Source organism: Pseudomonas sp. PA-1-6B, assembly GCF_021609545.1.
Taxonomy (GTDB): Bacteria; Pseudomonadota; Gammaproteobacteria; order Pseudomonadales; family Pseudomonadaceae; genus Aquipseudomonas; species Aquipseudomonas fluorescens_BV.
The window spans coordinates 25016-41752 of record NZ_WJZM01000007.1; the positions used below are offsets into that span (position 1 = coordinate 25016).

Annotated in this window: 10 protein-coding genes; 3 read left to right on the top strand and 7 right to left on the bottom strand. The window is 60.0% G+C overall.

The genetic code is table 11. From position 1 onward, the window contains the following. Positions 1–145 precede the first annotated feature (145 nt). Positions 146–3370, top strand: a complete 3225-nt coding sequence (locus GIV35_RS05900; protein WP_236264827.1) for a hybrid sensor histidine kinase/response regulator — start codon at positions 146–148, stop codon at positions 3368–3370. 37 nt (positions 3371–3407) lie between these two features. On the opposite strand, the gene GIV35_RS05905 is transcribed toward GIV35_RS05900, so the two are convergent. From GIV35_RS05905 to GIV35_RS05930, 6 genes are all read right to left on the bottom strand, one after another. After that, positions 3408–4841: an efflux transporter outer membrane subunit gene (locus GIV35_RS05905; protein ID WP_236264826.1), complete on the bottom strand. Its 1434-nt coding sequence runs from the start codon at positions 4839–4841 to the stop codon at positions 3408–3410. Between the two features lie 10 nt (positions 4842–4851). Continuing rightward, positions 4852–7953: a MexW/MexI family multidrug efflux RND transporter permease subunit gene (locus GIV35_RS05910; protein ID WP_236264825.1), complete on the bottom strand. Its 3102-nt coding sequence runs from the start codon at positions 7951–7953 to the stop codon at positions 4852–4854. A 19-nt stretch (positions 7954–7972) separates the two neighbouring features. Then, the gene (locus tag GIV35_RS05915) at positions 7973–9088 is read right to left on the bottom strand and encodes an efflux RND transporter periplasmic adaptor subunit (protein ID WP_236264824.1); all 1116 of its coding nucleotides are present in this window, start codon (positions 9086–9088) and stop codon (positions 7973–7975) included. A 62-nt stretch (positions 9089–9150) separates the two neighbouring features. Continuing rightward, positions 9151–10368, bottom strand: a complete 1218-nt coding sequence (locus GIV35_RS05920) for an MFS transporter (RefSeq protein WP_236264823.1) — start codon at positions 10366–10368, stop codon at positions 9151–9153. Between the two features lie 214 nt (positions 10369–10582). Beyond that, positions 10583–11875 carry a filamentous hemagglutinin N-terminal domain-containing protein gene (locus tag GIV35_RS05925; RefSeq protein WP_236264822.1) on the bottom strand — a complete coding sequence of 431 codons (1293 nt, stop codon included), beginning with the start codon at positions 11873–11875 and terminating at the stop codon, positions 10583–10585. Positions 11876–11986: 111 nt separating this feature from the next. Next, the gene (locus GIV35_RS05930) at positions 11987–13696 is read right to left on the bottom strand and encodes a ShlB/FhaC/HecB family hemolysin secretion/activation protein (RefSeq protein WP_236264821.1); all 1710 of its coding nucleotides are present in this window, start codon (positions 13694–13696) and stop codon (positions 11987–11989) included. A gap of 219 nt (positions 13697–13915) precedes the next feature. On the opposite strand from GIV35_RS05930, the gene GIV35_RS05935 reads away from it, so the two are divergent. Next, positions 13916–15025: a DmpA family aminopeptidase gene (locus tag GIV35_RS05935; protein ID WP_236264820.1), complete on the top strand. Its 1110-nt coding sequence runs from the start codon at positions 13916–13918 to the stop codon at positions 15023–15025. Here GIV35_RS05935 and GIV35_RS05940 read toward each other — a convergent pair. Continuing rightward, positions 15016–15816 carry a helix-turn-helix domain-containing protein gene (locus GIV35_RS05940; RefSeq protein ID WP_223024092.1) on the bottom strand — a complete coding sequence of 267 codons (801 nt, stop codon included), beginning with the start codon at positions 15814–15816 and terminating at the stop codon, positions 15016–15018. The genes GIV35_RS05935 and GIV35_RS05940 overlap by 10 nt on opposite strands. A gap of 103 nt (positions 15817–15919) precedes the next feature. Here GIV35_RS05940 and GIV35_RS05945 point away from each other — a divergent pair, with 103 nt between their 5' ends. Then, positions 15920–16735, top strand: coding sequence for a carbon-nitrogen hydrolase family protein (locus GIV35_RS05945; protein WP_236264819.1), 816 nt, complete (start codon positions 15920–15922; stop codon positions 16733–16735). Positions 16736–16737: the final 2 nt, after the last annotated feature.

Below are 16737 nucleotides of genomic sequence, written 5' to 3' on the forward strand. Positions count from 1 at the left end.
CAGCTCTTTCGAGCAGATGCGTAGGACTAATCTTACTGGCTAATGAAAAGCCTATAGACTCATCCGAGTGGACGGTTGTCCGGTAATCGCACATGAACTTTAAAGGCCAGAAGTCCCCTTATGAACACTGAAAATGGCACCGCGTATGCGCTATAGGCAATCGAGCGTCGGTAAACTTGAAAAAGTCTCGCTGCGCCTGGGTTTCGGCCTGTTGGTGTCTTTTTTGTTGCTAGTGTTCTTCGCCGTGGCCGGCTATTGGGTGACCTACAAGGTCATTCGCGGGGAAGTGCTTAAAGTCGATTATCATTTTATGCGTTTCGTGGGTCGTGCTTACGACCATGAAATATTTCTGTTGCGGGCCATTAAGGCCAGCAGCCAATTGGAATACAAACCGGTATTTAACCCTGAAGCCTATGTGGTCAAGCATACGACGCAGGGCAACATGCGCATTTATGAAGGCCAGGCGTCCCAGGTCGCCACAACGTTTTCGGCGGCATTGCCTATCAAGGCCGTCGACGCGCATGACGGTGTATTGAGCCAACAGCTGCAATTGGGGGTTGCGCTGGCAAATGTGTATGGCGACTTCTGGAGCGGTTCAACCTTCGCGTCGCCGCAAATGTTCGTGTTTGATCTGTCGAGCGATTTCGACATCGCGATTCCTGCGATCAGCCCCCAGCCTCATCCGGGCCAGCGCAATTTTTCCCAAGTCTTGAACGAGGTCAAGCAATCTGCGCGTCAGCTGCCGCCCTTGAGCAGTGACTTGCTGGTGCGCTGGCGGCCCAGTCATTTCTTTTTGGGCGGTGAGGACATTCAACAAATACTGGGCTACGTCTCCGGTCGCATTGAAGAGGACCAGTGGGAACGAAAGGGCCCCCCCAGGGAATTGGTGGCCGCTACCTTGCTGTATTGGGACGAATTTGACACGCCCGGGGTAAGGATAGAAAAGCAGTTTTTTGATCTGCCGCTGTACAGCAATGTCGACATCGTCGCGCCGGACGGCACGCGTGTAGTGGGAGGCAAGTCGCCGCAGATCTACCAATATGAAAGCGGCTTCCATTTCACTACTTCAGGGCTGCTGATCAAGCGCAGTGCCGGGGATATGGGCGCCTGGCAGGCCCTGTATCGTATCCCCTATAAACAACTGATCCTGGATGCACGTTGGCAGTTGCTTGGGCTGGTCGGCTTGCTGGGTTTATGCGTCATCAGTGGTTGGTCGGTTATCCGATGGTATCGACGGCGCATTTTGGTGCCGGCGAGTAATGACTTTCGGGAGTTATTGGTCAACCATGACTTCAACCTGTCTTTGTTGCAAACGGTGCCGCTGGCGTTGTGTGTGGTCAAGGGGCCGCAGATCGAACTGGTGACGCAGAACAGTTTGTATACGCAATGGTTGGGCGAGCCGACCGAGTTTGCACCAATGATGGCGCTATGGCCGCTGTTTGAGCAAAATAAACCCCTTACCGGTGAAGGCTGCCTGTTGGTCGATCAGCGGGTCTTGCATGTGCGCTATACACCCACCGAGTATCTTGGCGACAGCGTGTTGCTGTGTACCTTCACTGATATTTCTTCCCACCGTGAAGCATCCGCATCGTTGCTACTCGCCCGCCAGGCGGCGGATGCGGCGAATGAGCAGAAAAGCAACTTCGTCGCCACCCTGAGCCATGAGCTACGCACGCCGTTGTACGGTGTGCTGGGCACGCTTGAACTGCTGGGCATGACCTCTCTGGATGAACGCCAACGTGGCTATCTGCGTACCATCGATAGCTCATCCGCGGTATTGATGCACTTGATCAGCGATGTGCTGGACCTGTCCAAGATCGAGGCGGGCCAGTTGGTCCTGGAGTCCATCGCGTTCCAGCCACTGGAAATGCTCGAAGAAACCGTACGCGGGTTCTCGGCGATGGCTGCGAATAAGGGGCTGGCGCTTTACTGCTGTGTTGACCCGCGCGTGCCGAACCTGGTGCAGGGCGACCGCCTGCGTATTCAGCAGATCGTCGGCAACCTGCTCAATAACGCGATCAAGTTCACCCAGAGCGGGCATGTCGCAGTCTTCCTGTCGCCTATCGGAGTCTGCGCAGGCGAAGTGAGCCTGCAATGGTGCGTGATCGATAGCGGCCCAGGGATGTCCGAAGCGGTGCAGGCGCAACTGTTCGAGCGCTTTTACCAGGCTGACAGCAAGCATCACACCGTCGCCGGCACCGGGCTCGGGCTGCCTATCTGCTCCCATCTCAGCCAGATGATGGGGGGCGCATTGAGCGTGGACAGTGTGCTAGGCGAGGGCAGTACCTTCATATTCGAGTTGGCCCTGGAAATTCTAGAGGCCCGTCAATCTTCACTGCCGCAGTTATTAGGCAAGTGCATCGATGTTCGCACCCCCTATGCAACCTTGTCCGATAACCTTTGCGCCTGGCTGGAGTGGCACGGGGCACACACTACCGTGATGGGTGATGATGCTCGCGGAGCGCCTGATGCCGTGTTGACGGTCATGCCGCAAGAGGTTGAGGTGGCAAGCTCAGGCGCGATTAATGTCTTCGCCCAGCATGATTTCAGTAGTACGCCCCAGTTTATCGGCCAGGACGTGGTGGTGAACCAGAACAGCGTCGGGTCCATTTGCCGTGCGTTGGTGATGGCGATCACTGGCGAATCGGAGGCACCGTTACCGCAACCACCGGTGACGCATCTGCAACTGGAGCTGAATGTGCTGGTGGCCGAAGACAACCCGGTCAACCAGGTGCTGATGAAAGAGCAACTGGAACGTATCGGCTGTACGGTGGATGTCGTGCCCGATGGCGTCCAGGCGTTGCTGCAGTTGGAGTTGAAGGCTTACGACGTACTGCTGACGGATGTGAACATGCCGCTCATTGACGGCTATGAACTTGCCGATACATTGCGCCAGCGCGATGTGGATATGCCGATTATCGGCGTCACCGCCAATGCGCTGCGCGAGGAGGGCGAGCATTGCATCCGCGTGGGCATGAACAGTTGGTTATCCAAACCGATGGATATCCAGGGGCTCTATCTGTGTTTGCGCAGTGTGCTTGATCCTGCGGTCTTCCAGGCTTGCGAAATCGATACGCCGGTAAGCGATGTAGACGAGATCAATGTACCGGAGCGCATGCTTGAACTATTCCTTGAGACCATCGCCCAGGATATGAGTGAGCTTAAAGCGCTGGACAGGGGGCAGGGCCGTAATGAAACCGTCCGTTTGCTGCATCGGATTCGGGGTGCGTTGGCGGTAGGCAAAGCTAAAAGTCTGATCCAGCTGTGTCGCGAGTTGGAGGTCGCTGTCGCCCGGGACGGGCTGGTCCATACCCATCCAGACGTGGCTGCTTTCATCCAGCGCGTCGAACGCGCTATTGCGAATGTATAAGCATTGAAAATGCCGCCCCGTTCAGGGCGGCTATGGGTTACTTGGATACCACTGATTCCGGCGCACGCCAGCCGCCACCCAACGCTTTATAAAGTTGCACCACATTGAGATACGACGCGGTCTCTGCCTGCGTCAGCGCGTCCTGAGCATTCAGTTGCGTACGCTGCGCGTCCAGCTCTACCAAATACGCCGCACTACCTGCTTCATAACGCGCATGTGCCAGTCGAGCTGCACGCTCACTTTGCGCAGCTGCCTCAGCCAGGCTACGAACCCGTTGCTGCGACAGGCTATAGGTCGTCAGCGCACCCTCGGTTTCCTCAATCGCATTCAGCACCACTTGCTCATAACGCGCTTGGGCACCCACTTCACGCGCCTGCGCCTCGCGCTGCCTTGCCTTGACACTGGCCAGGTGGAGAGCTGGCCAACTGACCGAGGGCATTACGCTGAACGCGCGGCTGCCGCTGTCGCCCAAATCCCCACCGCGCAAGGCCACAAAGCCGAGAAAGCCGCCCAGGTCGATCCGTGGGTAAAGCTCGGCCGTCACCGCGCCAATGTCCGCATTCGACGCCGCCAAAGCGCGTTCGGCGCTGGCGACATCGGGACGCTGGCGCAGCAAGTCGCTGACCTGGCCAATCGGCAGGCGTGTGACCAGTGCCGGCAAGGGTTTCAGGTCGGTCAGCGTTTGCAGGTCACTGGGCCTTGAACCTGTCAATACAGCGAGTCGATAACGGCTGAGCGCTTGACGGGTTTCCAGATTCGGCAATGTGGCTTGCACCCGTGCGCGCTCGGCCAGGGCGCTTGCCAACTCGTCGGCGGTGCCGCGCCCGGCATCCACGCGGCCCTGGACCAGCGCCACGGTTTTTTCCTGATTACTCAGGTTGGCCTGTGCCACCGCTAACTGCCGTTGCGCGCCGCGCAGTTCGAAGTAGTGACGCGCCACGTCGGCGGTCACTACGATGCGGGTTTGCGCCAGGTCTGCCGCGACGGCCTCGGCGCGTGCCGAAGACGCCTGCGACAGGCGCTGCAGCCTGCCGAACAGGTCCAGCTCCCACTGCGCATCCAGGCCGGCCTGATAGGTCTTGGCCAGGTTGCGCTCACCGCTTGGGCCGGGGTTGGCCTGGGACAGGCTACGGGAATAAGCCCCGCTGGCGGTCACCGTTGGCAGTTGGTCCAACTGACGCTGATCCAGCACCGCGCGAGCCTCCAGCAACCGGGCTTGTGCAATGCGCAGGTCATGGTTTCGCGACAGCGCTTGATCGATCAACGCATCCAATTGTGGGTCCTGGAATTGTCGCCACCAATCCTGTTGCACGCGGGTGCTGCTATACAGCGCGGTATCGGGGCTTTGAGTCAGCTCTACTGCGGGCTCGTTACTGGCCCGGTAGTCCGGGCCGACGGTACAGCCCGTCATCCAGGCCGAGCAGACCAGCAGCGCGAGCGGGCGAATCACGAAGGTATTAAAGGGGTGCATGTGTGTCTCCTTACACCGTATGGGCCGTGGCGGCGTCGGCTGCATCGGCAGCGGCCAGCGCACGGGCGCGGGGTGTGGTGGCCGCCATACGATGGTCGACGGCAATGAACGAATACATGGTCGGCAAGACCAACAAAGTGAACAGCGTACCCACCAACATGCCCACCACGATCACCAGACCAAGGTCATAACGGCTGTGGGCACCGGCACCGGAGGCGAACAGCAGGGGAATCAAGCCCGCCACCATCGCCGCTGTGGTCATCAGGATCGGCCGCAGGCGCATCTTGGCGGAGTGCAGAATCGCCTCACGCCGGTCCAGGCCCTGCTTGACCTGCATCTCATTGGCGAACTCCACCATCAGGATGCCGTGCTTGCTGATCAGGCCGATCAGGGTCACCAGGCCGATCTGCGTGTAGATATTGATGGTCGCCATGCCCAGGGCCAGTGGAATCAATGCACCGCAAATCGACATCGGCACACTGATCAGAATGATCAACGGGTCACGCAGGCTTTCATACTGCGCAGCGAGTACCAGGTAGATCACGATGATTGCGAACAGGAACGCCATGACCAGCGCGCCGCTTTCCTGATGGTATTGGCGAGCATCCGAAAGCCAGTCGTAAGTGAAGCCAGGCGGCAGCAGTTTGGCTCGCGCCTCGAGGAACTTCACCGCGTCGCCCATGGCCACGCCCGGGTTGGGAATCGCCTGGAAGATCGCCGAGTTGAGCTGGTCGAACTGGGTCAATTGATTGGGCTCGACCCCGGTGGAGACGCTGACCAGGTTGGACAGCGGTACTTGCCCACCCGTGGCGCTGGTCACATAAAAGCGCGACAGTGCTTCTGGCGTCAGCCGTTCACCACGCAGGCTCTGCGGGATCACATCATAGGAGCGACCGTCCATGGCAAAGCGGTTGACGTAGTTTTCGCCCACCAGCACCGCCAGGGTGTCGCCCAGATCCTTCATGGTCACGCCCAGGCTATTGGCCTTGGTGCGATCGACTTTGATCTTGATCACCGAGTTGTTGTAGTCCAGGTCGCTGTCGACCACCATGAACAAGCCGCTTTCACGTGCAGCGTGCTTGAGTGCTTCCATCGCCTCATAGACCACGCTGTAGTCACCGGCGCTCTTGATCACCATCTGTACCGGCAGGCCACCGGTCGAGCCCGGCAGTGAAGGCAACTGGAAGGCAAAGACGTTGCTGCCCTCGATGGTGTTGGCGCGACTTTGCATATCGCCCTGGATCTGGTCGGCGTTGCGCTCGCGTTTTTCCCAATCGACGAAGTTGACCCCGCCGATGCTGTTGGATACGCCGTTGCTGCCGTTGATCAGCCACAGGTTGCTCTGCTCCGGCAAGGTCACCATGACGTCGTTCCATTGCTTGCCGAACTTCTCGACGTAATCAATGTTGGCGTTCTGTGGTGACTTGATTGCGGTCAGCACGGTGGACTGGTCTTCGGTGGGCGCAAGTTCGGTTTGGGCACGGCTGTACAGCCACGGCACGCTGATCAACACAATGACCGCAATCGTGAACGTGACCCAACGGTGATGCAGCGACAGATCCAGCACGCGTCCGTAAGCGCTGCCGAGGCGATGGAAGAAGCTCTCGGCCTTGCGCGCCATCCAGCCTTCGTTCATCTGGCTGTTGAGCAGCAGTGAACTCATGACCGGCGACAGCGTCAGCGCGATGATGCCCGAGACCACCACCGAGCCGGCCAAGGTGAAGGCGAACTCTTTGAACAGCGAACCGGTCAGCCCGCCCATGAGGCCGATGGGGGCATACACCGCCGCCAGCGTCAGGGTCATCGCAATCACCGGTGCTGCCACCTCACGCGCGCCCAGCAGGGCTGCATAAGTGGGAGACTTGCCTTCTTCGATATGACGATGCACGTTCTCCACCACAATGATCGCGTCATCCACCACCAGGCCGATGGCCAATACCATCGCCAGCAAGGTCAGCAAGTTAATGCTGAACCCGAACATCGACATGAACGCGGCTGCACCCAACATCGACAGGGGAATGGTGACCACCGGAATGATCACTGCCCGCGCCGAGCCGAGGCTTAAGAAAATCACCAGCACTACGATGGCGATGGCTTCGCCCAGCGTACCGAGTACTTCATCAATCGATGCGCTGATAAAACGTGCCAGCTCAAACGGCACAGCGACTTTCACGTCCGGCGGCAGGTTGGCGCGGATGCCCGGCAGCAGTTCGTTGAGTTTCTTGACGATCACCAGAGGGTTGGCATTGGGTGCGGCATTCAAACCGAAAAACACCGCTTGCACACCGTCCATGGTGGCGCTGGTGTCGGTGGACGCCGCGCCCAGTTCCACCGTGGCGATATCGTTCAGGTGCACCACACCGGCAGCGCTAGACTTGACCACCAACTGGCGAAACTCGGCGACATCGACCAGGTCGGTGTTGATCTGAATGTCCGACACCACATACAAACCCTTGGCCTGACCGGGCGCAGCCTGCACGTTGTTATTCAACAGGGCCTGGGCCACATCGCTGCCGGAAATCCCGTGGGCGGCCATGCGATTGGCATCCAGCCAGATACGCATGGCCATTTTCTGCCCGCCGTTGAGGTCAATACTGCCGACCCCTTCGATGGAAGACAGTTGCGGTTGCACCACGCGCTGCAAGTAGTCCGAGAGTGCAGCAGTGGACAGCGTTGGGCTGGAAAAACCCACATAGGCCACGGCTGTGGCTTCACCGGAGGATTTCACAATCACCGGGTCGTAAGCCTGCTCCGGCAAGCGGTATTTGACCTCGTTGACCTTGGCCATCACCTGGGTCATGGCCTTGTTGGAGTCGGCGTTGAGCTTCATGCGCACAGTGATCACGCTTTTGCCCTGGGTCGACGTCGAACTCATGTAGTCGACGTCTTCCACCGTAGCGACAGATTGCGCGATGGCCTGGGTGACGAAACCCTGCATCAGTTGCGGCGAAGCACCGGGGTACTGGGTGGTGATCGTCAGCGTGGAGCTTTCCGTCAGGGGGTACTGACGAATCGGCAGGTTGTTTATGGCCAGCAGCCCCATCAATAAAATCAGGGTGCTGACCACCAGCGCCAATACCGGGCGCCGCACGAACAAGTCGGTGAATTTCATTTTTCAGATCCTTGGTGTATCAGCGGCTCGAGGCCTGGTCGAGCCCTACGGTGTCCTTGAGCGCGATGCGTACCAGGGCGCCGCTGCTCAAGCGCAACTGACCGGAGGTGACCACGCGATCACCGGCCTTTACGCCGTCATGCAGCACGACCCGGCCTTCGGAGCGCTCACCGGTCTTCACGTAGACCTGGCGTACCGTGTTGGTCAGTTGTGTATCGGCGCCTTCGACCACGTAGACAAAGTCACCGTAGGCGCTGTAGCTCACAGCCGTTTCGGGCACGCTGATGACATCTTTTTTGGCTGGCAGATGGACTTCGCCATTGGCGTACATGCCGGGTGACAGCAGGTTGTCCGGATTCGCTAGTGTGGCCTGGACCAGCACCGTACGGGTGCCCGGGTCGATACGTGGTTCGAGGGTACTGACGTGGCCCTTGAACAAGCGCTGCGGGTACGCATCTACGCTGACGCTCATCTCCTGGCCCGTTTTGAGCTGTGCCAGGGCACGTTCGGGCAGGGTGATATTGGCGTACAGCGTCTGTGCGTCGGTCAGCGACACCATGGCATCGCCGGCCTGCACGAACTGACCCAGGTTGACCTTGCGCACACCCAGCACGCCGGTGAAGGGCGCCTTGATGCGTTTTTGATCGATCAGCGCCTTGATCCGCACGATATCGGCCTGCGCCTGGGCGTAGGCGGACTGCACTTGATCCAGTTCCTCTTGCGTCGCCGCCTGCTGAGGCAGCAAACGCTGGGTTCGCAGTAACTGGGCCTTGGCGTTGGCGGCCTGGGCCTGAAGCCTGGCCAGTTCGCCTTGTTCCGGCGCATCGTTGAGCTGCACCAGGGTTTGCCCGGCTTTCACCCGCTCGCCGGGTTGGAATGCAATGGAACGTACCAGGCCGCCGCTTTCGGCGGTGACCATGACTTGGCGGGTGGCTTCCAGTTCGCCGATGCCCGCCAGAGTGTTGGGCATATCGGCTTGCGTGGCGGTGGCGACGGCCACCTGGATGGCCGGCGCAGCCGTTCCGGCCGACGTTTGGGTAGGTTGGGCAGAGGTGGACTGCCGGTACAGGCCGACGGCGCCGCCAATGGCGAGCACCGCAGCAATCGTGACGCACACTTTAAGTTTTTTATTCATGATTCCGGTACTGACGTAAGGCAAAAAATTAAGAACCCTGAGGATTCAACGGTGACGAGCGCTCAACCGGTTGGTTGATGCGCATGAGGGAGTCGGACCCGTGCAGCGAGAATCGCCAGCACGGCACCGAGCCCCAGAAAAAAGACCAAGGCGGCGAGCACGCTGGGGGCAAGCCCCATCGCGTCCACCAGCAGCCCAAGTGGAATGGGCACAGCGTTGAACAGGTAGATGGTCATATAGAAATACGCCACCAACTTGGCGTGGCAGTTGGCGGGAGCCAGCTGATTGATCAGCCGCGCACTGCCGACAAAAATGGCCCCGTAGGCATAGCCGCCGATTACCAGGGCCAACGCGGCGAGCGTCAGCGAATGGACCGAGAAGGCCGTCAGCAGGAGCAGGAAGGCAGCACACTGGGCGAGCAGCCCAGAACGCAATGCACGCGCTGCATCCAGGCGTTTGCAATACAGCTGGCTGGCCCCGGCGATCAACAGGTACACCGCCATGCTGTAGCCAAACATCCCGCGGTCACTCAAGCCCAGTTGCTGTTCGGCTGCGCCAGGGCCAATCACGAAAACGCAGGCCGTGAACGACCAACTGAAAAACACCGACCATGCGCACAAGTGGAAGGGCCGACCAATACCGCGCAGCCCTTCACGTAACGACGCTTGTGCAGTGTGAGCGGCGGTGTGGGGCTGGAGGGCGCGGCGCGGCCAGAGCGCCAGTACGCCGAGGGCGGCGATGGTGACCAGAGCCATGATCGACCAGAAGGGCAGGCTGGCCGGGTACAGGTTCAGTTGCAGTGCCATGCCACTGAGTACCGGGCCGAAAGCCAACCCCAGGATCATTGCCAAGGTGGCCAGCGTCGCCGCCAACTTGCCGTTGTCGAGTGGGCCGAACCGTACCAGCGTTACGTTCACGGCAGTCGTCATGATTCCCGCACCAAGCCCCGAGATGGCGCGGGCCGCACATAGGGCCCACAACGAATCGCATTCGGCGCACAACCAGGCGCCGATCAGCACCAGTGCAATGGCTGGGAGCAGCAAAAAACGCTGGTCTTTGACGTGGCCGGCGATGCGCGCCAGAGTCGTCAAAGCCAGCAAAACACCGATGCCGTAGGCGCCGAATATAAAGGTCAGGTCCACAGCGTTGATCTGCAGGTGTTCTTGGTAAAAAGGGTACAGCGGCGTGGGTGCGCTGCTGTTCATGAGCGCTGCGGTCAGTGACAGCGCGAGAAAAAACAACAAGCCTTTTGAGCTGTGTTTATTGATATCGACGGACATGAGTCTCCCAGCCCAGCGCTCAGGGCTTTTGCCGAGTGAATGTTTGCAAGCGGGATATGAATGCGGTTTAGAGGGCTTTGCCCATTGGCAAATGATACGGACCGGTGCGATTGGCACCATGCCCGAAACCCCAGGCTTCATTCGTCATCGTCCAGGCAGCAACGCTTGAGAAGTGACCGGGCGGGTGTGGACCACCGCGCCCGGCTGGAGCGGTTTACCAGTAGCGTGGTTGCGGGAGGATGCGGGTCGGTTGTTTCAGGCTTGTCGCAGTGTTAAACGCGAACGACGGATAGGCGCCCCAGTTGAACGCTGGGTAGCTCACCACCGGCTTGCTCCATACAGGCGGCGCGACGACATAGGACGGGCGCGAAGCGATCGGTCGATTGATCACCACACCCGTACCATTTTGAGCGCCTGTGGCGGCGGCTCCGCCCGTCACAATAGTGCCAGGCTTGAGGTTGTTAACCGACCCAGCCGTGCCGCCGAAGTGAATCGGGCCCTGGATGTCGATATTGCCGACCAGACTCAACGGGCCGCCATTGCGCAGCACGCCCTGATTGCTCAGATCGCCAGCGATCGACAGCGCCTGTTTGGCGTCCAACACGCCCGTGGAAGCGATCTGTACCTTGCCATCGGCGGTGACCTTCAAGTCGCCGGTCAGGGCCTTGACGTTGCCTTGAACGTTCACGCCTACGCCGGCCGACTTGCCGAGCAGGCGAATCGAGTCTGCGTGCATGCTGCCCAATTGGGCCACATCAATAGCGATGTCGGCTTGGCCGTCGGCGCCGAGGTGCTTGAGCACAGTGGTCGGGTCCATCGCGTCGACTTCGCCTTTCAAGGCCGCGGCGTTGAGTTTTTTGGCTTGCAGCTGCGCATTGATCTGCAGGGTACGTGCGACCAGGTCGACCTCATTGGCACCGGACGCGTCAAGGCCAGCACCTTCCACGCGGATCTGGCCGTGGTCGGTCTGTAATCGAGCTACTTGGCCGTTGGCGTCCAATACCGCTGTGCCCGCTACCAACGACACGCGATTGGCGTTGATAAAGCCAGCGCCGCTGGCGGTGATGCCGTTGGGGTTGGCGATGATCACGCGGGCGCTCGGCCCCGCAACTTCAATCATGCCATTGAGACTTGAGGCGGTTTTGCCGGTGACTTCATTGAGAATGACGCTGGCGGAGGTCCCGTTGAGCAGGCTATTAGCGGCAATGGCGCCGCCCAGGGTGGTTTGGGCGCCTGCGGTGCTGTTGTTGAGGATCAGCCCGGCAGCGCCGACATTGAACTCGGTGAAGCGGTTGTGGGACACACCTGCGGCGTTCGCAGCGACGATGTTGACCACGGGCGTGTCGTTGATCTGCGACAACGCGGCGTTTTGGGCTGCGCTTGGGTCCAGCGTCAGTGCGGGTTGCGCTTGGGCATTGTGTTGCAACAGCGCCAGGCTGCCCATTAAGGCGAGGGCCAGCAGCGTGCGCTTGGATGGGCGCCGAGTGGGTTGGATCATTGGGTTCATACAGACCTCGAGAGTTGAAGGTTAAAGAGGCGTCCCGCAGCTGTGACTGCGGGCGCCGGGTGAGCGCACTGGGTGGCACTCGGATTCCCATCCCTGGGAAAAAGCGTTCGCCTAGAAACGGCTGCTCAGAGAGAAATCGACGGTGGGCGTGGCGGTGTTCATCTCGTCGTTGCTCTTGATCGGCATGCCCAGGGCCAGGTCGTAACCAAAGCGACTGACATTGCCGCGCAAGCCGACAGCTGCGCCGATCAATGGCTGCCGACCTCGCCGCTGGCCGCCCACCGGCGACACCGCACCGGCATCCAGTGCCGCATACGCCTGGCTGCCACTGAAGGCGGTGATGGACAGCTCATTGCGCAGGGTCCAGCCGGTGGGGCCGGCGAGGGTAGTGTTACCGTCAAAGCCGCGCACGCTGTAGCGGCCGCCGATCTGCATGTATTCGGTCGATGGCACCGGCACCGGCGCATATTGGTAGACCAGCGCGTTGCGATAGCCCAAACGCATTGCGCCCAGGTCAAACGGAATCTCAAACGCCGCCTTGGCAGTGAACAGGTGATAGCGACCGTTCCAGTCCTGTTGCTCATAGAGCGCGCCGGGCGTCTTGCTGAGTCCGGGCAGTGAGCCGCGCACACCAGCCTGCGCCGTTAGTTTGCCAAAGCGCAGGTTGGCGCGGTGGGTCAGGCCAAGTTCATAGCTGGTGATCTGCCGGTGCAATTGCTGCAGTTCGGTGGAGGCTACCCAGGCGCGATCCTCACGATTGACCAGGCGAGCGTTGAGCACACTTTTGCTGCGATTGGAGCGACTCACCACGTAATCGAGCCCGGCATCGACGCGTCGGGTGCGCGAGCTGAACGCAATACTGCGCCCCCCGAGGTCTTTGAATAAGGCTTGCTTGCTGTTCCACTCGCTGGCACCGAACGACAGCAGGGCATAGCCTGCGGGCACGTTCCAGGCCAGGCTTTTAGCCGAAGACCCACGGGTGTGGTTATTGATGTCGGTGTCGGTGCTGTAGGTCAGCAGCAGTTGGTCGTAAAGCCCGGTCGGAGAATCGACGGCGACAATCCCACCGAGCTGGTGACGGCCCGTGGCGTCGATACCACTGTTATCGGCAGTCAGCAGGCCAAACACTCGGCGTGCCTGCGGCGGTTGCTGGATGATCACATCGCTTTCACCCAGTTCAACGCCTGGAATCAGATTCAGCGTTGTCGCGGCCTGGCCTGGCAGGCGGCGCACATTTTCCAACGCCTGGTCCAGGTCGCGCACGTTCAGCAGTTCGCTTTTGGCTGCGGGAAAGGCCATGCCTGGCCAGCCAAGGGATTGCGGTTGCTGATCGATTTTGCCCACGCGCCCAGGGATAAGCTGAACGATCAAGTGCCCGCTGCTCAGGTCTTGCGCCGATATCAGCACCTGCGTGGTGATGTACCCATGGGCCATCAGTTGCGCCGCTACCCAGCGACGATAAATCGTCAGCCCTTCACCGCCCACACAGTGCCCCAGGATCGCCGGCGCGCGCTCCAGCCAGTCGAAATCATCTGCACCTTTCCACTCCACAGTGCGGATAACGAAACAGGGTGATTCTTCCGGCAGCTTCAGCGCATTGGCGAAGGGCAGGGGTGTTGCGGTCAGTGCATCCGGGGTTCCAAGTGCCTGGGATTGCAAGCTTTTCAGTTGGAGGTCTTGCAGGCGTTGAGTGCTGGTGACGGTATCGATCGGGCTGGCCGCTCGCGCGACCTGAATCGCCGTAAACAGCCATAGTGTCGTTACATACAGGGTGGTCGTTATACAGGCGTGGAAGCCGAGCGTGCCGGGCGTTGATTTCATCCGCCTATGCTAAGAAGGCCGAGCGCAAGAAAAAATAAGATGAAGCTCGGCGACCCAAGGACGTTACTGACGATGGGGAGGTCGCTGTCGTATGGGTGCTGCGATAAATCGTACGAATGGCCTAACGTCCCGAGGGTACCCACAGGAGGTTATCGTCACGCATCCGCCGCCAACCTAGACTTCACGCACGTTCTTCACTCGACTATTGAGAGTTAAAACATGCGTTTACGAGACCTAGGCATCACCATTGGCACGGGCACCCCTGGGGCGTTCAACGCCATTACCGACGTGCCCGGCGTGCGCGTCGGCCATCACACCCTCAATGCTGAAAGCGCCGACGGCTCGATGCATACCGGTGTGACCGTCATCGAGCCGCGCCCGGTCGCGGCCCATCTGGCGCCGTGTTTTGCCGGCGTTCACGTACTCAACGGCAATGGCGATGCCACCGGCCTTGAGTGGATTCGCGAAGCCGGTTTACTGACCACGCCCATTGCCTACACCAACACCCATAGCGTTGGTGTGGTGCGTGATGCACTGGTGGCCGCCGAGCGCGAGATGGGTAAGCAACACACCTATTGGTGCATGCCGGTGGTACTGGAAACCTACGATGGCATTTTGAGCGATATCTGGGACCAGCACGTCACCGCCGAGCATGTGCACGCCGCATTGGCGGATGCACGCAGCGGCCCGGTGCAGGAAGGCTGTGTGGGCGGCGGCAACGGCATGATTTGCCATGAATTCAAAGGTGGGATTGGTACGTCGTCTCGCGTGCTGAGCGCAGAAGAGGGCGGCTGGACCGTGGGCGCACTAGTGCAGGCCAACTACGGCGTACGCAGCGCATTGCGCGTGGCGGGTTACCCGGTGGGCAGCGTATTGCAAGACACGCCTTCGCCTTACGACGGGCCGGTGAACGTCGGCGTGCCTGGCATGGGTTCTATCGTGATCACCATCGCTACCGATGCGCCCTTGCTGCCCCATCAATGCACGCGCCTGGCACAGCGCGCGAGTATCGGCTTGGCACGGGTTGGTGGCGGCACCGAAGACGACAGCGGCGACATCTTCATCGCGTTCTCGGTAGGAAATACCGGCTTGCCGGTTGCTAATCTCGGGCAACCCGGCCCGCCGACCACGGCCTTACAGATGGTCAATAACGACTACATCTCCGCGTTGTTTGTGGCCGCTGCGGACGCCGTCGAGGAAGCAATTCTCAACGCTCTGTTGGCCGCCAACGACCTGCAGGGCCGTGGCCGGCAAGCGTTGGCGCTCAAGCCCGAACAATTGCTGGCGGCGATGACGAAGGTGGGTTGGACGGCTGCTGTTCACTCCTGAGCCTGAAGGAACAACAGGAACAGCTCGGACTGGGATTTGATCCCCAGCTTGTTGTACATATGCTTGCGGTGAACCTTGACCGTTTCGGCAGAGATCGCCAGCTTGCGGGCGATCTCTTTGTTTGAGCAGCCGCTGAGCATCAGTTGCGCCACCTCGGCCTCACGGGTCGACAACGCCGAGCTGATCTGCAACGTCGGTGACAGCAGGCGCTCTTGCCAGTCTGTTGACGGCTCTGCTGCCGGCGCGCTGTTCGAAGCCTGTTCAAACACGCAACGCTGACGCATCAGCCCGGCCACCCAGGGCTGGATCAACCGCAGCAGGGCCAGTTGCTCCTGGCTGAAACGGCAACGGCTGCCCAACGACAGGCTCAGGGTGCGCTGGGGATCGAGTTGCACATTGAGGTGGATTTCATCGGCGACCACGTTCAGGCGAAAATAGCGCTGGTAATAATCGGTCTGCTCAAAACACTCAGGGGCAACGTCGTCCAGTTGAAACAGCCCACTTCGCGGTGATTCACGATTGGCCAGGTAAAACGGATCGAGCAGGTAAAGCCCCTTGAGGTAGTCCTGGAACAGCGAGTCGGTGCCACCTTCCTCCGTAGGCGATTCAGCCAGTACCAGTGGCCTGCCAGGGTTGAAGATCAGTACCACCCAGCTGTCCACCGGCACATAGCGCCCGAGCAAACGCGTCATGGAGGCCCAGAAGTGCGGTTGGTCGAGGTTTTCGATCAGCCGCCCGACCGCGTCATGCCAGGCCACGTCCTGCAAGGTCAAATTGGTTTGACTACCCATTGCGGGGTACCCCATTGAAGTGATTTTTTCCCATTGCGCTGCACCCCATACTGATTTGAAGGCCCGGGTAAATTCGGGTTTGCACTTTGCCCAAGGACCTGCCATGAACATTGAACTCTTGCAGTTAGTCGGCCGCGACGGTGATATCGCTTATAACCTGGGACGCACCTTGGAGGCCATCGCCAACTGCAACGCGGACACCGACTTGCTGGTATTTCCGGAAACCCATTTGATGGGCTTCGTCGGTGGTGAACAACTGGCCAATGTCGCCGAGCCCCTGGACGGCCCGACGCTGCAAACCGTGCAACAGGCGGTGCGCCAACGCAATGTGTCGGTTGTGATTGGCTTGGTCGAACGTGATGGGGGCGTCTATTACAACACCTCGGTATTGATCACACCCGAGGGTATTGCCTTGCAGTATCGCAAAACCCATTTGTGGCCCTCCGAACGTGCAGACATTACACCGGGCGATCGCTTTGTCACCACGCTGTGGAACGGCGTGCGTGTCGGCCTGCTGATCTGTTACGACATCGAGCTGCCGGAAACGGCGCGGGCACTGGCGCAGTTGGAGGCTGAGTTAATCATCGTTACTAACGGCAACATGGACCCCTACGGTCCGGTGCACCGCACTGCGATCATGGCCAGGGCCCAGGAAAACCAGGTGTTCTGCGTGATGGTCAACCGCGCAGGGCAGGGCGATGACGGTTTGGTATTCGCCGGCGGCAGTGCGGTGGTCGACCCGTTTGGACGCGTGCTGTACGAAGCCGGGCGCGAAGAAACACGCCAGGTGATCAGTCTGGACCTTACTCAAATCAAGGCGGCTCGCAGGGATTATCACTACCTCAATGATCGTCGGTTGCTGTTGCAAGGCGAGGCTGTGGAGCACCCCGACGGCCGCCGTGAACTGCTGATTCGCTGACC